Below are 24,536 nucleotides of genomic sequence, written 5' to 3' on the forward strand. Positions count from 1 at the left end.
ATTATGGCTTACACTACTTTTTCGCAAAAGAAAAATAATCAATTAAAAGAACCTATGTTTTTGGGGCAATCAGTTAATGTAGCTCGTTTTGATCAACAAAAATATGTTATTTTTGAACAACTTATTGAAAAACAACTTTCTTTTTTTTGGCGTCCAGAAGAAATTGATGTTACTCGTGATAGTATTGATTATCAAAGTTTGCCAGAACATGAAAAACATCTTTTTATTAGTAATTTAAAGTATCAAACCTTACTTGATTCTATTCAAGGACGTAGCCCTAATATTGCATTATTACCGTTAATTTCGATTCCTGAATTAGAAACTTGGGTAGAAACCTGGTCATTTTCAGAAACAATTCATTCTAGATCCTATACTCATATTATTCGTAATATCGTTAACGAGCCTTCATTTATATTCGATGATATTGTTACTAATAAAGAAATTTTAAAACGTGCAAAAGATATTTCTGCTTATTACGATGATTTAATAGAAATGACTAGTTATTATAATTTATTGGGTGAAGGAACCCATCAAGTTAATAATATTACTATAAATATAGATAGGTATACTTTAAAAAAAAAGCTTTATTTATGTCTAATAAGCGTTAATGCATTGGAAGGCATCCGTTTTTATATCAGTTTTGCCTGTTCTTTTGCTTTTGCAGAACGAAAATTAATGGAAGGCAATGCTAAAATTATTAAGTTAATTGCTCGCGATGAGGCACTTCATCTTACTGGAACACAACACATTCTTAATTTAATGCAAGGAGGTAAAGATGACCCCGAAATGGCAGAAATTGCTAAAGAATGTAAAAACGATTGCTATGCTTTATTTATTAAAGTAGCTGAACAAGAAAAAGAATGGGCAAATTATCTTTTTCGTGATGGCTCTATGATTGGGCTTAATAAAGATATTCTTTGTCAGTATATCGAACATATTACTAATATTCGTATGAAGTCTTTAACATTAGAACCCCCTTTCCCAAACCGTAATGACCCACTTCCATGGATTAAGCCTTGGCTTTCTTCTGATAATGTACAGGTAGCACCCCAAGAAGTTGAGGTAAGTTCTTATTTGGTAGGGCAAATTGATGCTGAAGTCAATGCTGATGACTTACGGGATTTTGAATTATAATCTTATGGTAAACTTTATTATTAACTTATATAAGAGTAAATTACAATTTGATTATCCTACTGAGAGTAATCATTTATTAGAAGTATTAAAGAAACATAAAATACCAGTTGAGTATGAATGTTGCTCAGGTTATTGTGGTGTATGTCGCCTAATACTACTGAAAGGTAAAATTGATTATTTAATACAACCATTAGCGTTTATTCAGAATAACGAAATCCTTCCATGTTGTTGCAAACCAATAGGAGATATTATAATTAATATTTAATTAAATCTAAAAATAAATACTTCTATATAGTTATTATTATATTTTTTAATGTTAAGTTAACATTTAATTATCTTGGGATAAAATATATACTTTGAGTATAAAATACTTATAGCTAATACATAAATAAAATTAGATAATAAATTAAATAACTATTTTTAATATAAGAATATTATATTTAAAATTATATATGTAATAAAATTAATACAAATTTTTTTTGTAATTTTTATTAATACTAATGTAGTATTATTTAAATAATAATTATTAATATTTAATAGATTAAATCTATATAACTACTTAATTAACATATAAAAAATTATATTTTTGTATATTTTAATAGTAATAATATCTAATTAATAGACTTATTATATTATTAACACCTACTATCATATAATAGTAATTATATAAGTTGCTAAGCATTAATGCTAATTAGTATATACTAATAAAAACTATATTATATAATAACTATTATAACAATTAAAAACTAAAAACAAATAATCTATATTAATTAATAAACTCATATTAAGTTATTAACTAATCCTTAAATCTATACTATAGGTATTACCTATAGTATAGGATAATTATTAATAATAATTTTTATGTAAACTTATATAAATAAATATATTATATCAGTAAGTAAAAAATTAATCACTACATATTACTTTAATAACTATAGTTATAGTTATAAATAAAGTATAATATACTATATATAAAATAATTTTTATTTATAATTTTTATAGTAATGCTACTTTAAATATATTATTTTTAGATAAATAAAAGTTATTAATAATATTAATAATAATGTTTGTAATATATAAATAAATATAAATAAAATGGAATACTAGTATTAAAAAGTAAGAAGATTCTTTTAATATACATTATAATAATCTTATAACTTAATATTTAATATATAAATAATTTATTACTATATAATATTAGATTATCTATTTATTAATATGTATAAAATAAGCAAAAATATTTTTATGATAAAATATTATCACAAAGCTAAGAGTTTTGTCTATTTTAATTTTATATAATTTACTATAACTTTATAAAGAATTTACTATTATTAATAGTATTAACCTATTCATAGAATATCTTAATATTTTTACTAAAATATATCTTTTTAGTAATAATTTTACATATTGATAAAAAATACTTTATTAATAAAATTAATAGTATTAATATTTAATATAGTCTAGTAACTTAATTTTATTAGTAAATTATCTAAATATAGATAAATTAACTTCATAGTTTTATTTTCTTAATATTAAACCTATATTTATAGTATAAAATATTTTTATTAAAAAAATACAAATTACATACAATATATTTACTATAAATAATTAGAAGAGATAAATATATCTTAATATAGACATAGGTATTATTTAAATTTTCTGCTATAATAAATATTACTTATTGTTCTTTAATATCCTAGCAGAAGAGATACCTATGCATCCAATGCTAACTATTGCTATACGTGCTATACGTAAGGCTGGTGATTTTATTTCTCAAAGTTATCATCTACAGAATTATACTGAATCAAACAATAAAAGTAGGAATGACTTTGTTACCTGTCTTGCTCAGAAAGCAGAGCATTTAGCTATTGATATTATTAAAAAATACTACCCTAAAGATAATATTTTCGCTAAATATTATGGTAAATATATTAGTGATAATAGTGATGTAAAATGGATTGTTAATTCATTAGGTGGCATTTCTAATTTTATTAAGTGCCTACCTCATTTTGCGATATCTATTGTTGCGTGTAACAAAGAAAATACTGAAGTTGCTGCAATTTATGATCCAGTACGCAATGAATTATTTACTGCGGTTCGTGGACAAGGGGCACAACTTAATGGTTATCGGTTGCGTGTTGTTGCTGCTCAAAAAAAAGATTTACGTATCATTACTCTAATGGCTGCTTTATCTGTTAATTCTTGTCAACACTCAGAAAGCTATCTTAATATATTTAATAAACTGTTTATGCAATGTAATAATATAAATATTTCTGGTTCACCTGTCTTGGATCTGGCCTATGTTGCCGCAAATCGTATAGATGGTTTCTTTGGGGTAGGTTTAGAATATCAGGATTTTATTAGTGGTGAATTACTAATACGTGAATCAGGTGCTTTAATAACAGATTTTATTGGTAATCATAATTATTATAATTCCGGTAATATTATTGCTGGTAATTCAAATGCAATTAAAATAATACTACAAACAATACGTAAAGAATTAAACGAAACATTTAAATGATGATTTTATTTATCTAAGTATATTAGATAATTATTTTTAACAGACTTACAAATTATCAAAAAAAGAATAGTAAGTTATTAGCTAATATAAAAGTATCACTTAAATAAACTATTTATCTTTATTCTATATTTAGGATTACTTTAAGTTTATTCATAAACTACAGTAAATATATTTAAATTTAATTTAAATAAAGCTATAAATAAATAAATAGTATCTATTGCTTTCTTTTAAAAGGCTATATTACTTAAGTTTATTTACATTAAATATAGTAGAAGTTAAATATATTAATCATCAATAGATTAAATCTATTTAAAATTTTTTTAAATTATATTTAGATAAAAAATATGTAAAAAGTACACTTTATATAAAGTAAATAATTATTTTAAGTATTTTAACTAATTACTTGAGTAAAATTTAGTAAATATAATAGATTTTAAATTAGTTTCTAGATATAACATAAACTAATAATTTATTAAATAAAATTTTTATATAATCATATAAGTAAAAGATCTATATAAAAATAGATTAACTTCTCTATAAAATAGCCTTTAAAATATTATTTTTACTACACTAAATTAGCTAGTATTATACTATTTTTAGAATATAATACTAAGCGTATATTAAAAGATTAAGAGTAAATATATACTAAAAGTACTTAGTATCTTTTAATTTAGAATTATCTATTCTATAGTAGATTTTACTTAACTATATAATAATAGTATTATTATTTAATATTTAATATATAATATATAAATAATTTATTTCTATATAATATCAAGATTACTATCTATTAATATTTCGTTAATATGTATTAGCTATTAAAGAAAAATAAACTTTAATCTATATATAGATATAATATACTATATCATAAAAATATTATTAAATAGTAAGTTAAATAAATTAAATATTACTTAACTTCTAATAAAATTATTTTTAAATAATAGAATAATATTCTTACTTAGTATAGAGAACTAATCTAATACTTATTAACACAGAACACTTAATATTTAAGTAAATAATTGAGATATTTATCATACATTAAAGTATATGAATTTTACCATAAAAATATTTTATTATCCAAAATCTAAAAAATATTATAGATAAGAATAAAATTCTCTAATAATAATTATATAAATTGTTAATAAAAAATAAATATAATACATTAATATTTTTTAATAAAAAACAAACAAATTATAATACCTCTATTATATTTAACATGAATAATATCAAGTTAAAAACTTTAACAAAAAGTAATAGCGTAATATTAACTCTTTTTCTTATTATGCTATTTAAGTTAAGTTATAAAATATCTTTATAACTGACTACTCTTTATTAAATTTAATTAATATAAAAAGATTTTATGTAAAAAGATGTATTTTTTACGAGTTATTAATTAATTATGTTATTTAACATTTTAATTATTTTAGTAAAATAATTATTTTATTTATATTACAGTATCTCTTATTATAGTATAAAATTTATATCTTTACGTAAAGATAAATGTAAAATACTCAGATAATCAATCAAAGAGCCATGAAAAGAAGACAGCAATAAAATACTAACCTAGATATACTATGTACTTATTTTATTTAAGATGTAAAATCTGAGTATTTAATTATTTTATGTTTATCTTTTCATTATTTACCAGCAATTTTCATTACAGGTAATAACACAGAACCACATTGTATATTATTACGGGTTTCAATATCATTACCAATACTAACAATATTAAGTAACATATCTTTCAGATTACCCGCAATAGTTATTTCACTAACTGGATACTGAATTTCACCATTTTCAATCCAAAATCCAGCAGCACCACGTGAATAGTTACCGGTAACGTAATTAACACCATCACCCATTAGTGATGTTACTAATAAACCTTTATCTAGCTGTTTTAACATATTGATAAAATCCTGTTCTTGACCTGAAATACACCAATTATGAATCCCGCCAGCATGACCAGTACTTTGTAATTGTAGTTTACGTGCTGAATAACTATTTAATAAATAGGTTTTTAGCACTCCATTTTTAACTATATTTTGTTTAACAGTACGTACGCCTTCATTATCAAAGGGAGCAGATGCTAAACCACATAATAAATGTGGATGTTCTGATATTGTTAACCATTTAGGTAATATTTGTTTACCTAGTTGATCAAGTAAAAAAGTTGATTTACGATAAACATTATCACCACTAATAGCAGTCACTAAATGCCCAAACAAACCTGTTGCTACTTCTGAAGCAAATAATACAGGTGCCTGCATAGTTAATAATTTACGGGGAGCTAAACGTGATAGTGTGCGACGAGCACATTCTTTACCTATCCATTCAGGAGTTTGTAAATCTTTCATACGACGACTAATACTATAAGCATAATCACATTCCATTTTTCCTTCGTGTGTAGCAATTACACTACTAAAAAGTGAATGGCAACTAGAATAATAACTTTGTAACATACCATGAGTATTACCAAAGACTCTAATACTATAATTGCTATTAAAATTACCTCCTTTGGTATTAGCAATACGTTTATCAGTCCTTAATGCAGCCATCTCTGCTCTAGCTGCTAATTCAATGCCATAAGTAGTCTCTAAATTACCTGGATAAAAAAGATCTAATTCTAACGTATTAAATGCTAATAAATGTTTATCCGCTATTCCAGAATATGGATCGATTGAAGTATAACGAGCAATATCTAAAGCAGCATTTACTGTACGAGAAATAGTATTAGAATTTAAATCTGTTGAAAATGCGCTACCTTTACGCTGTTTATGGTAAACAGTAATTCCTAATGCGCCATCACTATTGAATTCTACATTCTCTACTTTCCCAAAGCGAGTACTTACACTAATACCAGTTGTTTTTGTAATCGCAACTTCAGCGTTATCGCAAGAAGAACTAGCTAATTCTAATGCCTGCGCAACGGCTTGTCTCAAAATTTTATGTTGTTCTGCAATCTGAGTAGCTACTTTCATTGATTTACCATAGTTAATAAATTATTTATAAAAAAATTACTGTTTATTATCATAATAAACAGAATTTAAGTTTAACAAGATTCATATACGATTTCTCATAAAGAGCAAAAACTGATAGGATCGATCTCTTTTAAGGAGTTTAGCTATGAATCAGCAGTCTAAAAAGTGGCTTGATACAACAATAGAAGATCAAAATAATGATAATAAAATCATTCGGGTAAGCAAAAGCAAAATAAAACGTGATGCAGAAATATTAAAAATTCTTGGTAATGAATTAGTTAATCTAGGAAAAAATGCATTAGAACACATTCCGCTAGATGAAGATTTACTTAATGCTATTAAATTAGCACAAAAAATTAAAAAAAAAGGTTATCGTCGCCAAATTAAACTTATTGGCAAAATATTACGTCACCGTGAAGTTAAATCTATTCAAATAGCGTTAGATAAACTAAAAAATCGTTATAACCAACAAATTTCTCTATTTAAAAAATTAGAGACACTATGTATTCGTCTAATTACAGAAGGTGATAATGCTATTCTTGCCGTATTAGTACTTTATCCACATATCAATCGTCAGCAATTACGTAGTTTAGTTCGTAACGCACAAAAAGAAAAAATAACAAGTAAACCAACACGAGCTTTACATCAAATATTTCAGTATTTACTTAAAGTTTCAAATAAAACTTTACAATAAAACGCTCATTTATTGAATCTTTCATATATGTATATAATTAATTTTTATTTATTATATTAAGATCATTAACTTATAGCAATGATATTATATTATTAATATTACATAATTTACAATAATATCTTATAATCTATTTTAAATAAAATTATAAGAAAACAGAAAAATAATATCGTATTATTAGTTTATATAAAATATTTTAACTTAATCTAATTTATATTAGATAAAATTCTAAATTTAAAAATAAACAAAAAAGTATTAAAATACTATCTAGATTTTTAATATTGCATATTAAATATTCTAGTATTTATAGAACATATATCAATTACAATAATAATTGTTACTTTAGGATACTTTTAAATACTTAGAAATTAAGTCTTAGATCATTATAGATATAAAATATTGTTATTAACATTGTAATCAAAAATATTAATAATTAATAATATTTCTTAAAAATACCTAATAAATTAATGTGTATTCTAGTTAATAAAATATAAATAGATAAGCAATCTTAATATTATGCATAAATAAATTATTTATACATTAAGCATTAAGTTGTAAAGTTATTATTATAGTTTATGTTTTATTTTTACTAAAACTTATTATATAATATTAATAATAGTATTAGCATCATATTCAGATCAACACCCATAATATTAGTATAACTAAACACTATAGTATCTAATTTTATTACTCGTTATTTTTGATTAAAAATATATTGATCCTGAATATAATAATAAATTTTAGATTAATTTTTTATCAATTTAATAAAATTATTTTATAAAAAATAAGTAATATAGATACTATAATAGATAGTAATATTAAAATTATAAAATTTTAGCATTATTAGTTTTAATAATAAATACACAGGTATTTGTGCTATTATTTTTTAAATAATTATTACTATATAGTATTTTTATAGTGAACTGTAAAATACTATATAGTAAATATAATAATATTATTAATAATAATTAAGCTATTCTAGTATTTAATATATAAAGTTATTATTTTATAATAATTTTTGCTATTTTTTTATATAGATAGATAGTATTTAATTACTATTAATTTATAGTATTAATTATAATTATTTTGCTATTTTATAGTAGTCGTATGCTACTATAGATATGCTGTAATAAATCTATAGAAAAATACTTTGATAATTTTTTCTAATTATATATTATTATTTATATAGTCACTAGTTAGTTGTTTAAAAAAATTTTTTTAACCAACATAGTAATTTTTACTCTATATCAATACTTAAAATAATAATTAATTACTTATGTAATTAATTATTATTTAAATTATCAACTACTATAAAAGTAGTTGATAATAAAAAATATAATATTATAGCTATTAAAATAAAATCTTAACAGTAAGATTAGGATTGCTATCCTTAATCTATATACTACTATTTATAAGGTATATATTTCTTAAGCTTTATAATATATAGTTTGTAACTTGAAAGATTATTTGAATGTAATAAAATACTTATTTGCTTGATAGTTATTCAAAATAAAGTACTATTATTGATTAAATATCTACTTTTTATTACTTAGATTAGTAGCTTATAACTTCTCAATTTATAAAATTTAGATAATATATTATTTTAATCAAGCATCTTAATATAAGAATTATATTAATATTAATTAATAAGATTTTGATAAATTAAGACAATTAGTACTATGTTGTGTTATGCTATACTAATAGTGACTATACTCTAAGATTAATATTAATAAAAATGACTATTAAATTTAAAATTACTATTAAAAATAATATTCTTAGCAATCAACTAACATAGTTTATAACTATAATAAACATAACTTTTAGAAAATTTTTAACTTTATTATCCCTTCATGTTATTCATTTGCATCTTTGCTATAAATATTAATATAGTAATACTACTATGCGTAAATTGCTGAATGATGATTTTACTTGAAGTGATTTCTTTTAATAGTAATTTACTGTATTTAATCTGTTATAATTTTAGATTTTTAATAAAAGTAACCTAGTCATAGGAGACTTAGGTAGTTTAATATTGTAAATAAGGTAAATTGTTATTTTTCGCTATTTTGTTTATACTGTTAGTACTTTTTTCTAATCATAACTGTTATTAATAAGATTTCTAATGATAAATAAAATTTATTATTCACTTTCATTAATAAAAATTTACTAATAAATAAATTACCTTACACTAATTACATAGTTAATAAAAATAATAATAGATTTTTTATAACCATCATCAATAACATAAAATTAAGATATTTTATATACAGGAATTACATAGCATAGTAAATACTAATAACACATAGTTACTATAATAAATAACTAGTAGTAATATACTTATATTATTACTTATTTTTACAAGTAATTTATATGATCCATATTGTACATAGCTATATAAGAGATTTTAAATAATTTCTATAATAAATGAGTAAGTATGACTACTAAAGCAATCTATCCTGGTACATTTGATCCCATTACTAATGGGCACTTAGACTTATTAACACGAGCAGCAACTATATTCGAAAAAGTTATTGTAGTAATTGCTGTTAGCACTACTAAACAGCCACTGTTTGCTCTAGAAGAGCGTATTAGACTAGTAAAAAATGTTACTCATACTATTAAAAATGTTGAAGTTATTGATTTTAATGGATTAATTGTTAATTTTGCGCAAGAAAAAAAAATTAACATCTTAATTCGTGGGTTACGTTCTGCTACAGATTTTGACTATGAATACCAGCTAGAAAAAATAAATCGCCATTTAATGCCATGGTTAGAAACTTTATTCCTATTACCTTCAGAAAAGTATTCATTTATTTCTTCAACATTAGTAAAAAAAATTGCTTTTCAAGGAGGTAATATCACTTCTTTACTTCCTGATTTAGTTATGCAAGCTTTGTTAGCTAAGGTAGCGCGCATTAATAAATTTCTTATAAAATCTACCTGCATATCTACATATATATAAATATATGCTATAAATTTTAGTTAGTTATGCTAATAATTACTATTTACTAGTGTATATACGAGTATAGTAGCTACGTACTAAATTCTTAGCTTATTATAGTATTCATTATAATTTTAAGAAACTCAATGTTGGCAATGACGACAAAAAAAGGTACTACGTTGCCTTTGTTTTACCATTTCAATAATATGTGTGCATCTGTAACAATATTTACCAGCACGACCATATACCTGTAACTGTTGGGTAAAATAACCTGGTTTACCATCTAATTGCAAAAAATTACATAACGTAGTTCCTCCTTGCTCGATAGAATCTAATAACACTGTTTTGATAGCGCTTACTAATAGGTTACTTTCATTTTTTGTTAACGAACCTGCTAAACGCTCTGGTAAAATTTTAGCAAAAAATAATGACTCACTAGCATAAATATTACCTATACCGACTACAATTTTATTATTCATTAACCAAGACTTAATTGGTGTACGTTTACCTCGAGATTTTTCAAATAGATAGTGTTTGTTAAATTCCATGGTTAAAGGTTCTACTCCTAACTGTGTAAAAATACGACAATTAGTAAAATTTTCGGCCCATAACCAGGCACCAAAACGACGTGGGTCATTGTAACGTAATATTTTATTATTACTAATTATCAGATCAATATGATCGTGTTTTTTAGCCATTACTCCCTGTGGTAAAACTTTTAAGCAACCAGACATACCAAAATGAACAATAATCCATCCTGTTGGTAGTTCAATTAATAGATATTTAGCACGACGCTGTACACTTAAGATTATTTGATTAGTTAAACTAAGGATCTCATTGGAAATTGGCCAACGTAGATGTGGATTTCTAATTATTGTATAAAGAATTGTTTGATTAATAAGATATGGCTCTATCCCGCGACGAGTTGTTTCAACTTCAGGTAATTCCGGCATATCAATTGTATTCTCTTGTTTATAGATATAATGAAAAACAAATTTTTTTATAATCTAAATTATCAATCGTTATTAACACTATATAGTTAGTAACTAATAGCAATAATTATGCCAGATTTACTTTAGTAAATAAAATAAAATAATACATCTATATTAGCTCGATAAAAAATTATTTTTATACCTAAATACTTTATAATATTTAATTTTTTTCTGATTATTATTGTTATTATTTTTATCTAATTAATATACTATAAAGGTAGAATTTTTAATGATGCTCTATAATAATGATAATATTAAAGATACACAGAATACTAATTCTGTCAGTTATTGCTATAATTAGTAGTAATATTCTACAAATTTAATAATTTAAGTTAATATTTTAGTTATTATTAAAATTTTTAGTAGATTTGACTAGTAAATATATACTATGAATATGTTAAAATTATTATTTTAGTAACTAAAATTTATATAATTTCTAATACCATAATATTTAATTAATTATAGTAATTTTACTATGAGCACTATTATGTGTAATTACGAGATTGTTTACCTTAAACTATATTTATAATACTATATTTTATAAAACTTATAGGTAAGCACTTTATTAATAAAATATTTGCATAGTATTAATTTAATAAGCTTTTATTATAGATACTTTATTTACGTAATTACATAAATAAAGTTTATAATTTTTATTATTTCATTTACTATCTTTTAATTATTAAGATGCTTTTAATAAAGCAATAGCTTTGCAGGCAATACCTTCTTCACGCCCGATAAAACCTAATTTTTCTGTAGTCGTAGCCTTAATACTAATATTATCTTTATGACATTGTAGAAGATTTGCAAGATTATCTCGCATCTGTGGAATATAAGGTGTTATTTTAGGTACTTGTGCAATGATAGTAGTATCAATATTAGCTAGATGATAACCTTTATTACTAACATAATTATAAGTTTTATGTAGCAAAATAGAGCTATCGATATCCTTTAGTAATGGATTGCTATCAGGAAATAATTGACCAATATCTCCAAGAGCGGCAGCACCGAGTAATGCATCAATAATAGCATGCAATAATACGTCACCATCAGAATGTGCTAGTACACTTTGTGCATAAGGTATAGTAATAGTGCCAATTATTAACGGATTCTTGCCTCCAAATTTATGTACATCAAAACCTTGTCCTACACGTATCATTTTACTCCTAATAATTTCTATAAGTTAAATAAAATTCAGCTAAGGCTAAATCTTCTGGGTATGTTACTTTGATATTATCAGATCGACCATTAATTAATTGTGGATAATAACCACAATATTCTAGTGCAGCAGCTTCATCCGTTATTTCCACTTTTTTATCTATAGCACATGATAAGCAAGTTTTTAATAATTCAAATGGGAAAAATTGTGGCGTAAGAGCATGCCAAAGTTGTTGTCGCTCTATAGTATGAGCAATAATTACCTTACCCATAATAATAGGCGCTACAGCTCGTTTTATTGTATCACGTACTGGTGTTGCTAATATACCACCAGTCTTACTCTGCCCGATTATATTTAATAAAATATCTAAATCATAACGACACAAACAGGGACGCACAGCATCATGTACAAGAATCCATATAGATTTATTTGTATTTTTTTTTACATGTTGTAACCCTGCCATTACCGAATCAACACGTTTATCACCACCATAAACTACACTAATTTTATCATTATCTGCAATTGGTAAAGAGAAAAATAGATTATCTTGCTGATTAAGCACAACAATAATATGATTTATAATTGGATTATATAATAGAGTCTCAATTGCATGTTCAAGTATTGTTTTATCTCTAAGTATTAGATATTGCTTAGGACAGGTAGTTTGCATACGACTACCAATTCCAGCAGCAGGTAGTATAGCAATTACTTCATAAAAAGAATTCATTTTTTATTATTTTGTTTTATTTTATTTTTTGATTGTTCAGGAACTAGACGATAAAAACTTTCATTAGGTTTAATCATTCCTAATTCATTGCGTGCACGTTCTTCGATTGCCTCTTGACCAATATTTAAATCATTAATTTCAGTAAATAACTGATCATTACGTACTTTAAGTTTGTGATTATTTATTTCTTGTGCTAAAATATAATTTTTAATGTAGAAAAAATCATGAATACCATTCTTGCCAAACCATAGTGAATATTGTAACCAACTAAATAAAATTAATAATATCATTATAAGTTTTCCCATTTTATCCCCTAAAACTGAATAATCATCTTACAATTTTCTCGAGCTCTGCTCTGAGAGTAGATTTTTTGAAAATATAGATTAAGAATAATTTTAAGCAACAATCCATATAGTTAATCTAAATAGCGGATAAAATTTAATGGTAAAAAAACAAATAAGATACATTAAAATATATAAAAAAAATCAAAGTGTAGTAAGTAATAAATTAGATTTTTTATCTATTTATCTTTATTTTAAGAATCTTTAAAGAAATTTTAAGAAATTTTAATACATTAATAAATCTATTGATTAGGTTAAGATATTTTCAATAAATTCTATTTATCTACATTATTATGGATAATAAAAATTACTTACTATAAGATAGTATCTATGTATTTATAGATAATATAAAAAATATAATTTATTTTATTTCTATGATATGTACTAAAAAATGCCTATTACCATTATGAATGACTTACTCTATCTAGTTTGGTTATCTGCCTATAAAAATATCTTATACAACTATAATCATTGCTGATAACTTAGTTACCTAAAAAACTCGCTGATTAAAATTTTAATTAGTAAAAAATAATAAAATAAAAAAATAGATAATAATATTATTAAATAATTTTTTTTGTTAGATATTTATTAAATTTTTATATTTTATATTTTATTTTAAATATTTTTAGATTTTAATATAAAAAATAATAAAAATAATATTTTATTTTTTATGTATAATAAGTAAGGGAAATAAAAAATTTGAGTTTATTTTTTAAGAATTACTTAGCTAAATATAGCATATACAAAAAATTTTAAATAAATTCTTGTAATATACAGTAATTATTGCTGTAAAATTAAGCAATTTAGTAATAAATTATAATTTATCAAACTAATAATATGTATTAGTTCTATATCTTAGTTAAACTACTAATAACTACTATATTATTTATTTATATTCCTTTAAATAATTTATTCTGAATTTTTTCGCTACACTTAGATAAGAAAAATAGAAAAAAATTAGTTTATTATTTTTCAATAAGAATCTTATAAAATAAGAAACAAGGAAAGTACTAAAAAATTTCTTAACTAAATTGATATTAAATGTACATATTTAAAAAGATGATAGATTTTAAATAAAAGATAAGCGTAAACAAAAAACTAAAAAATTTAAATTATATTTAAAATACTATTTATTAATAGTCCTTATATCTAATAGAGTATAGATTTATTTTTCTATTAGCTGAAGCTATAGATAAATAATAATCTATATTATTACAATAATTAAATAATAGACAATATGCTAAAGTATACTACTTCTAAACTAGTTAATAATAAAACTATATTAAAAACTACAGTTTATGAGTATATTCTTATTAACATCATAGAAAAACTAATTAAAAGTCTTAAAAATAATCAAGTAATCACTAATAAAAAGCAAAATAACTATCTACCTAGTAGGTGTTATATAACATGATTACTTTTATTAATTAACATTAATTATTTTTATAATAAACTTATATGGTCTAATAGGTTCTAGAAAAATTTTATTGACTTATGTTAAGTACACAAGTTCATTAAAGATCTAATTTTACTTACTAATACTTTATCAAAAAAACTTAAAATTACTTGTTAACTTTTATGTTAGGTTAAAGTATTTCTTTAGAACATATAAATTATTCTAGATACACATTCCTTTCTATATTTGAAGATAAAAAAACTAATGGTAGATAAAATAAAATTAAACACCCTAAAAAACCGTTTTCAAGGTTATTATCCAGTGATAATTGATGTAGAAACTAGTGGTTTTAATGCTCAAACTAATGCATTACTAGAAATTGCAGCAATTACTTTACAGATGAACGAAGAAGGCTGGTTAATATGTAATGAAATCTTACATTTTCACGTGCAACCTTTTGAAGGTGCTATTTTAGAAGAAGATGCATTGAAATTTAATAGAATAAAAGAGCCTAAAAGTCTATTACGTGGTGCTATTAGTGAACAAGAAGCTTTAAATGCTTTATTTAAAAAAATAAAAATAGGACTTAAACACGAAGGATGTCGACGAGCAGTTATTGTTGCCCATAATGCTTATTTTGATCATAGTTTTATTATGGCTGCTGCTAAACGATCTTTATTAGAAAAAAATCCATTTCACCCTTTTGTTACTTTTGATACTGCAGCATTAAGTGGTTTAGTATTAGGACAAACGATATTGGCTAAAGCTTGTATTGCCGCTCAAATCGGATTTGATAATAAGCGGGCACATTCAGCTTTGTATGATACTAAGCAAACTGCAATATTATTTTGTGAACTAGTAAACCGCTGGAAACGCTTGGGTGGCTGGCCATTACCTAGCTCTAATTAATAAGATTTTTATAAATTTTTCTTGTGACGCACTATATAGTATGAATTTAGCGTTATATAAGTACCACAAACTTTTATAGAGCTATGCTTAAATGTGTAATACTATACAGTTATTACCTATTTAGATGTTTTATTTTACACCAAAGATTTTAGTTTTTAAGAGATATATTATACAGTTTTAGTCTGTTGTAGACAGTGTTTATTAATAGCTTTATTTATTAATAGCTGTAATGAACCAGTTCGATACAGCTCATTTAAAATATCACAACCACCTATTAGTTCCCCATCAACCCAAAGTTGCGGGAAGGTTGGCCAATTAGCAAATTTAGGTAGTTCAGCTCGAATATCATGGTTTTGTAAAATATCTACATAATTAAAAGATACACGACAGGCAGATAATACTTGTACTGCTTGCGCCGAAAAACCACAGTTTGGCAATTTAGGAGAACCTTTCATGTACAATAAAATTAGGTTTTCTGTAATTTGATTTTTAATTTTTTCAATAGTTGTCATTTATTATATCCTCAACAATATATTTAATTGTATTACAGTTAAAATATATATTAATCTTTAACTATTATAAATTTCTCATATTTTACGGTAGCAACTTTATAATAGCATCCTGTTATTTAAATTAATGTGAGTTATGCAGTAACTATAAAATTTTAATGTAATTTATCTAAAAAATAAGTTTTACATTCTTACAATGTAAAGATTAATTCTTTATTATAAAATTAAAGTGCTAAAATTACACTAAATAAATTAAAAAATAATATAAACTATTTATGATTACTAATTATACACTATATCTTTAAACTAAAAGAGAAACTTACGTAAACTCGCAAAAGTAATTTTTATATAAATAATAATAAATACAGTAAATAAAATATTTAAAATAACTTAAATTAAAACCATCTCTCTAAGAATAGATTAATTTTAATTAATCTATTCTTAGAGAGATGGTTAAGAGAAATATTTTCTTTAAATAAATTAGTTTTTAATTTAAAAGTTATTAATTTTTTATAATTATAATTACAAAAAATATAAGTAAATATTAAAAATAAAACTATTATAATTAATCATTTTTATGTTGCAAATATATATAAATTATTTATAAGCTGATAAGGACTATAAATTTAATATTATGGTATATTTATATCTTTATATACTTATGTAATATAAAAAAGTTATTCTATGCTTTTGCTTTATACAAGAATTGATATTTTTCAAAAATCTTCTTTATTAAGAAAATTGGAGAATAAGGATGCGCTATCCCTTAGTTATAGGTAATTGGAAGTTAAACGGTAGTACTAAAATGATTAATACATTTATCCCAACACTGTTAAAAAAATTAAGTAAAATAAAAAAGTATAACTTAGTTATAGCTCCACCATTCGTTTATCTTTATCAGATTCAAAATCTACTTGCAGATAGTATTGCTAAATTAGGCGCACAAAATGTAGATATAAATTCTTTTGGTGCTTTCACTGGTGAAATTTCTGCCGAAATACTGAAAGATATTGGTGCAAAATATATTATCATTGGTCATTCTGAGCGTCGCAATAATCATCGTGAAAGTAATAAGATTATCGCAAAAAAATTTGCTCTCTTAAAAGCAAAAAATTTAATTCCAGTACTTTGTATCGGAGAATCTAAAATCGAAAATCAGGCAGAAGCAACACAAAGAATTTGCGCAAAACAATTAGATGCTATATTAAAAACTTCAGGTAATAAAGCATTTGAAAATACAGTTATTGCTTACGAACCTCTCTGGGCAATTGGTAATGGTAAATCTGCAATACCAGAAGAAGTTCAGAAGGTGCATAAATTTATCCGTAACTATATTACACAAAAAGATGCTAACAGTGCAAAAAAAGTAATTATTCAATACGGAGGATCTGTTAATCCTACTAATGCTGCTCAATTATTTAAACAGCCTGATATCGATGGTGCACTAGTAGGTGCAGCATCATTAAAGGTAGATGAACTTGTAGCAATAGTTAAAGCAGCAGTAGATGCTAAGCAAAATTAAAAATAGTTAAGCATTAATAAAAACCTAAAACAATAATAATTATAACTTTAATTAATACTAAATATAATTATTAAAAATAATAAAATACTTAATATCATAGTTATTTTTCTATTAGCTAAAACTATAAGATAAACAATAATTATGTATTAAAAAGTAATATATAACGTCAGCGTGTACTCATTAACATCACTAAATAATATTAAGCTAATAAAATGTAAATAGTTTTATTTAGAAAGACATATAACTATTTTTAATAAAAGACATTATGATCTTAGATTATTTAAGAACTTTGTATATAAATATATCTTACAATTAAAATAGTAATAGATACAGATTACTCAGTACTAGTTAAATTTATTTAAACTTAATATTGTTTAAAAAAATAAAGAAAAATTCTTTAGTGCTAAAAGATGACCTAATAATTATAAATTATTAAACTAGATACATTAAATAAAACACTATTGGTATAATTAAATAATCTAAGTTATAATGAAAATATAAAGATATCTTTTAAATGCTAACTACTTCCTACTAGTTTTAAAAAAAATATTATGCATAAAATAGTAATTATAAATTATTAGTGTAAAAAAATTAGCTAATTAATATTAATTATTATTAATTAGGACTATACAGAAATACTTAACTAAATTAGTTTAAATTTTATCAAATAATTAATAATAAATTTAAATTAAATTAACAAATTTAAATTAATATTAATATCGTATATTGATATTTAATCAATAATTAAATATTAGATTATATCTTAATAAAAAAATATAATAAAAATTTTTTTAAACACTCTTTTAGGTTTATTTAATTATTAAAGTAGATAGTTATTACTATAAATATTCATTAATAGCATTAATATACCTTCTAATAAAATATAGAGATTAGTAACGATAACTAAATAGGTAAATATTTTACGTACCCTAACTACAAATAAATCTTTAAAGAATAGTAATATAACATTATTCCTTAATACCTATATAAAATACAATAAATAGTGCTCGCTCATAATAGAAATATACAGAAATATTATGTAACAATAATAAAATTATTAGTATTAAATACCTTGCATATTTACATGATAGAATTTAATGCTAATTACATATAATATTAGTAAAATTAGTTAATTATTCTTATAAAGTAATACTTTATTACTATTAGCATCAAAACTACTCTTAATGTAGGAATAACTATATTTCTTTATAATACAAAAAGCTATTTCTAAGATTTTTCATAATAAATAATAGCCTATAAAAAATTTATTTTATAATTATCTTATTATACTGTTTTTTTAAGGTTTTCTCTCGAAGCATTGACTAATTGATTAATTTTATCTAAGTTGATACGGTTAAATAGTGGATGGAATTCATTAATTTTATGATTTAAAAGTGGCTTTTCTATATCGTTCCAGTTTAATTTAATATTTAAAAAGGTCTCACTACGTATTATTAAGGTTGGTACGATCGGCTTAAGATAAGTTATTAATACACGAAATAAATTGATTCCCATTGAACAAACTGCTTGTAGTTCACTAGCGCAATCGGTTTTTTTTACAACTATCCAAGGAGCCTGTTTATCTATATAGCGATTAGCTAAATCAGATAGTTCTATAATCTTACGTATAACTTTGCTTGTTTCTCGATTATTATATGCTTCTGCAATAACTAAAGATGAATCTATAAAAATTTTATATAGATTAGGGTTAGCAAGATGATCAGCTAACTTACCAGCAAATATTTTATTGATAAAACTAGCATTACGCGCAGCTAAATTAACTACTTTATTAACAATATCTGTATTAACTCGTTGCACAAAATCTTCTAGGTTTAGATCAATATCTTCAATAGAGGAAGATAATTTAGCTGCATAGTAATAACGCAAACAATCAGCTTCCAAATAAGATAGATAAGTACTAGCTTTAATAAAGGTACCTCGAGATTTAGACATTTTTTTCCCATTAACCGTAACATAACCATGCACAAACAGGTTAGTTGGTTTACGGAAACAACTACCTTGTAATATTGCTGGCCAAAATAAACTATGGAAATAAATAATATCTTTACCAATAAAATGGTATAAATTAGTAATTGTATCTTCATGCCAGAATTCATTAAAATTCAAATCATGTCGCTTATTACAGAGATTTTTAAATGTACTCATATAACCAATAGGTGCATCTAACCAAACATAAAAATATTTACCAGGCGCATCTGGTACTTCAAAACCAAAATATGGTGCATCACGAGTTATATTCCATTGCTGTAAACCAGATTTAAACCATTCTTCCATTTTATTAATAACTTGCTCTTGTAATGTACCAGAATGAATCCAGGCTTGTAGCATATCACTGAAAGCAGGTAAATCGAAGAAAAAATGTTCAGATTCACGCATAACTGGTATTGTATTAGAAATAACAGATTTTGGATTAATAAGTTTAGTTGGATTATAAGTAGCCCCACAATTCTCACAATTATCACCATATTGATTTGGTGATTTACATTTTGGACAAGTTCCCTTTATGAAACGATCAGGTAGGAATATACCTTCTTGCGTATCATATAACTGTGAGATAATACGATTCTTAATATAACCATTATTTTTTAGGCGAAGATAAATTAAATTTAATAATTCCTGATTTTCCTCACTATGTGTAGAATAATAATTATCATAACTAATAGCAAATTTGGAAAAATCTTGTTGGTGTTCTTGATTTATTTTATTAATCATTTGTTCCCGAGTTATCCCTAACTGCTGTGCTTTTAACATGATAGGTGTGCCATGAGCATCATCAGCACAAATAAAATAAACATGATGACCGCGCATACGTTGGTAACGAACCCATATATCTGCCTGGATATGTTCAAGCATATGACCAAGATGAATAGAACCATTAGCATAAGGTAGCGCACACGTTACCAGTATTTTTTTTGTGATTTGAACCATAAAAAATTATTTACCTACAAGGTAATCAAGGAACATTAGTATTAACTAATCATATTATAAGTAGCTAATACAAGGTTAATTGTATCACCATTAATATATATATTAATAATTATTATTAATATATATATTTTGAGTATCTATAAAAATAATTGTATTTTTGTGTAGTATTTTTTATTTTTAGTTATTTTATAAGATATAGTATTAATTTTATTAATTACTATTTATATTAGCATGTTTTTTAATATAGAGACTTTTTAGTCTATTAATATTTCGTTAACATGTATTAATTATTAAGGAAAAATAAACTTTAATCTATATATAAATAAAAATATACTTTAATATAGGAAATGCTAATCTAAAATAATGAGTTAAATAGATTAAGCATTACTTAACATCTAATAAAATTATTACTAAATAAATATAATGGTATTTTTGTTTAGTATAGAGAACTATTCTAACACTATTAATACGAAATATTTAATATCTAGCAGAAGTATTTAAAGTATCTATCATGTATTAAAGTACATCAAATTTTATTATGATAGCACCATTGCTAATTTAAGTTAAATAAAACTATAAGAAAACAGAAAGATAGTACGTAATATTACCAATTATACAAAGTACTTTCACTAAATCTTATTTATATTTAATAGATTTTATGCTTGGTAAATAAATAGGTAGGTATTAAAAGATTATCTCAGTTTTTAATATTATATTTTAAATACCCTAACATTTATAAAATAAGTAGTACTTTTCAAGAACACTATAGTTAATAGTACTAAATAAATTAGTCTTTACTCTAGTTACTAACTATATATTCTTTAACACTAAGAAGAAGAAATTATATCTTTATTATATTTTACGAAAATAACTAGCTTTTTATTCTAAATATTAAAAATAATTTTTAAAAAGATGCATAAATTTAAATTTTAATATAAAATTAAACAATTAAACAATTAAACAATTAAACAATTAAACAATTAAACAATTAAACAATTAAACAATTAAACAATTAAACAATTAAATATTATCTATATAATATAAATTTAAAATTTATTTTTATAGCATAAATAAAATTTTTTATCATCACTAATTTTTGCTAATTTTGACAATTTGTATAACGATAGTAATGTAAATTTCAAATTTTGACTCGAATAAAAATTAATTATGTATTTAATATTTTAGTATAACTAGGTGTATTATTTTACAATTAAAATTCCTTATTTCTATAGCTGTTATTCTAGCAATGTCTTTCTAGTTATGACCCTTCACATATATTATAGTATTTAAATTATTTAATGATTATCTTATTTTTTTGGTAGTTTATATTAGAATTACCAATTTTTACGACCAAAACTACAGGTTATAGGATAACGACGATCTTTACCAAGATCACGGTTAGTAATACGAGGACCAATAGCTGATTGACGTCGTTTATGTTCATTAGTATCAACTAATCGAATTACATTACGTATAATTGTTTCATCATAACATCCTTTGGTATCGCGCGCAATTAAATCGACAATAGATTCATCTCGCTCAATATAACCTTCAAGAATATTATCTAAAATATCGTAAGGGGGTAATTTATCTAAGTCTAGTTGCTTAGGTGCTAACTCTGCCGAAGGTTGACGATCAATGATTTCTTGTGGAATTACTTTTATTTTACCAAAAGAATTACGATATTTAGCTAATTTAAATACTAAAGTTTTTGATACATCCTTTAGCACATCAAAACCACCAGCCATATCACCATATAAGGTAGAATAACCAACAGCAAGCTCACTTTTATTACTAGTTGTTATTACAATGCTACCAAATTTATTAGATAACGCCATTAGTAATACACTACGACAACGAGCCTGTAAATTTTCTTCCGTGATATCTACTTGTTTATTTATAAATAATGGAGCTAATTGCGCCATAAAAGTATTGAATATTGGCTCAATGGAAAGTATATTAAATTTAATACCTTGTATTTTAGCCTGTTGTTGTGCATATTTTATACTTAATATTGATGTATAACGAGATGGCATCATTATGCCATGAACCTTTTCTTTACCTAATGCATCAACAATAATGGCTAAAGTTAGTGCAGAATCTATACCACCAGATAAACCAAGTAATGCACCTTTAAAACCATTTTTATTAACGTAATCACTTGCTGCCATTACTAATGCTTGATACTCTTTGGCAAATGGTTTGATTACATAACTAACTGCTAATTTCTGCATCGGTATAATATTTAGATCTGTTAGTTGGCATAGAGTAATTTGTTCAGCAAAAGCAGCAAGGCGGTGTGTAATTTTGCCTTGTGCATTAAATACTTTCGAACAACCATCAAAAATAAGATCATCTTGCCCTCCTACTTGATTGAGATAAACTAATGGCAATTTAGTACGCTGACAATGACGGACTAGTAATTGATTACGAATATAAGATTTTTCACGATGATAAGGAGAAGCATTAATTGACAATAATATTTCTGCACCTGCTGCTTTTGCTGCATCTACTAGTACAGAAGACCAAACATCTTCACAGATTAGCATCCCCAAGTGATAATCTTTTAACTTAATAACACAACTATTATTGCCTGGTGTAAAATAGCGTTTTTCATCAAACACACCATAATTTGGTAGTAATTGCTTAAAATAACGATCAAGTAATTTTCCTGCTGAAAATATTGATAACGCATTATATAATTCTTTACCTTCACGCCATGGATGTCCTACAATAATAGAAATCTGTAAAGAAGCCTGCTGTAATAGCAGTAACTGATCAATACAACGCTGATAAAAATCATTTCGCAATAAAAGATCTTCTGGTGGATAACCACATAATGCAAGCTCAGAGAACATAACTAAATTAGCTTTTCCTTGTTGTTGAGCTACAATTTGTAACATGCGTTCAGTATTGCCTTCAATATCACCAACCATCCAATTAAGCTGGGCTAATACAATAGATAGTGATTTACTCATATTGATTCCTATTACTTTATTCAATTATTTTTAATAAATACTATTCTTTAAAATTGTACTGTGCAATTAAGAAAATATTAGAAATTTATAAAACTTAATACTCTTACGCCTAACTATATATTGCCTTAATCAGACTATCTTTAATAATTTTAAAAAGATTATATCCTTTAAAAAAATCGGGAAAAGACATATTATTAATATCTATTCGATTAAAACTCAATCGATACCTAATACTTATATTAATGTAATACACTAAATTTTTAGAAATTAACACTCTTATATGAGTGTTAGTAATAATCTCTTAAGTAAGAGACTTATGAATTATAAAATAATAAAATACTAAAGAAAAAATTTGTTACTTAATTAGTATTAACGTAATATATTTTAAAAAATAATAAAATATTAAATAAAGTAAATTAATATAAGTAAAAGACCACGTCTCAATAACTTCTAAGTATTTACAATATTATTGTAATAAAAGATTAAAAAATATTAAATTACCAATTATTTTTAGTAAAGATGATGTATGATTGATTATATATAAGATATTTTATAAAAATTTTTATCTAATTTTTTATATTAATTTTTAATATAAATTATTTAACTAAATCATAAAGAATAAAATAACTTATAAAATTTTAAAACTTTAAAATTTTATAAAATAAATACGCATTACTACTATTACCTATAATAAGCATACCTTAACTATTAGAAGTTATTACTAAAATAATAGAATTAAGTAAAAGTATTAAATAAATAATATAATATAAAACTAAGCAAAAAATTAAG

Annotated in this window: 14 protein-coding genes and 1 pseudogene; 7 read left to right on the top strand and 8 right to left on the bottom strand. The window is 23.5% G+C overall.

Features of this window, described 5'->3' with window-relative positions; all coding sequences use genetic code 11:
* The first annotated feature begins 3 nt into the window (after positions 1-3).
* From nrdB to AB4W73_RS03355, 3 genes are all read left to right on the top strand, one after another.
* Positions 4-1,134 (top strand): class Ia ribonucleoside-diphosphate reductase subunit beta, encoded by a 1,131-nt coding sequence (gene nrdB / locus AB4W73_RS03345; RefSeq protein ID WP_367680411.1) that lies wholly within the window; start codon positions 4-6, stop codon positions 1,132-1,134.
* A gap of 4 nt (positions 1,135-1,138) precedes the next feature.
* Positions 1,139-1,399: a class I ribonucleotide reductase maintenance protein YfaE gene (gene yfaE, locus AB4W73_RS03350; RefSeq protein ID WP_367680778.1), complete on the top strand. Its 261-nt coding sequence runs from the start codon at positions 1,139-1,141 to the stop codon at positions 1,397-1,399.
* Positions 1,400-2,848: 1,449 nt separating this feature from the next.
* Positions 2,849-3,655, top strand: a complete 807-nt coding sequence (locus tag AB4W73_RS03355) for an inositol monophosphatase family protein (RefSeq protein ID WP_367680412.1) — start codon at positions 2,849-2,851, stop codon at positions 3,653-3,655.
* A 1,637-nt stretch (positions 3,656-5,292) separates the two neighbouring features.
* On the opposite strand, the gene pmbA is transcribed toward AB4W73_RS03355, so the two are convergent.
* A complete protein-coding gene (pmbA, locus tag AB4W73_RS03360) occupies positions 5,293-6,633 on the bottom strand; it encodes a metalloprotease PmbA (protein ID WP_367680413.1) in 1,341 nt (446 codons plus the stop codon).
* Positions 6,634-6,778: 145 nt separating this feature from the next.
* On the opposite strand from pmbA, the gene yjgA reads away from it, so the two are divergent.
* Positions 6,779-7,327 carry a ribosome biogenesis factor YjgA gene (gene yjgA / locus AB4W73_RS03365; protein WP_367680414.1) on the top strand — a complete coding sequence of 183 codons (549 nt, stop codon included), beginning with the start codon at positions 6,779-6,781 and terminating at the stop codon, positions 7,325-7,327.
* 2,431 nt (positions 7,328-9,758) lie between these two features.
* The gene (gene coaD, locus AB4W73_RS03370; RefSeq protein ID WP_367680415.1) at positions 9,759-10,286 is read left to right on the top strand and encodes a pantetheine-phosphate adenylyltransferase; all 528 of its coding nucleotides are present in this window, start codon (positions 9,759-9,761) and stop codon (positions 10,284-10,286) included.
* A gap of 122 nt (positions 10,287-10,408) precedes the next feature.
* On the opposite strand, the gene mutM is transcribed toward coaD, so the two are convergent.
* From mutM to ftsB, 4 genes are all read right to left on the bottom strand, one after another.
* Positions 10,409-11,218: a bifunctional DNA-formamidopyrimidine glycosylase/DNA-(apurinic or apyrimidinic site) lyase gene (gene mutM, locus AB4W73_RS03375; RefSeq protein WP_367680416.1), complete on the bottom strand. Its 810-nt coding sequence runs from the start codon at positions 11,216-11,218 to the stop codon at positions 10,409-10,411.
* A gap of 721 nt (positions 11,219-11,939) precedes the next feature.
* Entirely contained in the window at positions 11,940-12,413 is a 474-nt protein-coding gene (gene ispF, locus AB4W73_RS03380) for a 2-C-methyl-D-erythritol 2,4-cyclodiphosphate synthase (RefSeq protein WP_367680779.1), read from the bottom strand.
* A 10-nt stretch (positions 12,414-12,423) separates the two neighbouring features.
* Positions 12,424-13,143: a 2-C-methyl-D-erythritol 4-phosphate cytidylyltransferase gene (gene ispD, locus AB4W73_RS03385; protein ID WP_367680417.1), complete on the bottom strand. Its 720-nt coding sequence runs from the start codon at positions 13,141-13,143 to the stop codon at positions 12,424-12,426.
* Positions 13,140-13,448 (bottom strand): cell division protein FtsB, encoded by a 309-nt coding sequence (gene ftsB, locus AB4W73_RS03390; protein ID WP_367680418.1) that lies wholly within the window; start codon positions 13,446-13,448, stop codon positions 13,140-13,142. Before ftsB ends, ispD begins: the two co-directional genes overlap by 4 nt.
* Before the next feature lie 1,696 nt (positions 13,449-15,144).
* Between ftsB and rnt the strand changes: the two genes are divergently transcribed.
* Positions 15,145-15,789 carry a ribonuclease T gene (rnt, locus tag AB4W73_RS03395; RefSeq protein WP_367680419.1) on the top strand — a complete coding sequence of 215 codons (645 nt, stop codon included), beginning with the start codon at positions 15,145-15,147 and terminating at the stop codon, positions 15,787-15,789.
* A 167-nt stretch (positions 15,790-15,956) separates the two neighbouring features.
* Here the strand turns inward: rnt and grxD are convergent, their stop codons facing one another.
* Positions 15,957-16,301: a Grx4 family monothiol glutaredoxin gene (grxD, locus tag AB4W73_RS03400; RefSeq protein WP_367680420.1), complete on the bottom strand. Its 345-nt coding sequence runs from the start codon at positions 16,299-16,301 to the stop codon at positions 15,957-15,959.
* Positions 16,302-17,052: 751 nt separating this feature from the next.
* Here grxD and tpiA point away from each other — a divergent pair.
* Positions 17,053-17,820, top strand: a complete 768-nt coding sequence (tpiA, locus tag AB4W73_RS03405; protein ID WP_367680421.1) for a triose-phosphate isomerase — start codon at positions 17,053-17,055, stop codon at positions 17,818-17,820.
* A gap of 1,299 nt (positions 17,821-19,119) precedes the next feature.
* Here tpiA and metG read toward each other — a convergent pair.
* Both metG and AB4W73_RS03415 read right to left on the bottom strand, forming a co-directional pair.
* Positions 19,120-20,769 (bottom strand): annotated as a pseudogene (metG, locus tag AB4W73_RS03410) (methionine--tRNA ligase); the annotation flags it as partial.
* 1,334 nt (positions 20,770-22,103) lie between these two features.
* On the bottom strand, positions 22,104-23,747 hold the full coding sequence (locus AB4W73_RS03415) for an NAD+ synthase (RefSeq protein ID WP_367680422.1): 1,644 nt from the start codon (positions 23,745-23,747) through the stop codon (positions 22,104-22,106).
* Between the last annotated feature and the right edge of the window lie 789 nt (positions 23,748-24,536).

Source organism: Candidatus Fukatsuia anoeciicola (genome assembly GCF_964059965.1).
Lineage (GTDB): Bacteria > Pseudomonadota > Gammaproteobacteria > Enterobacterales > Enterobacteriaceae > Fukatsuia > Fukatsuia anoeciicola.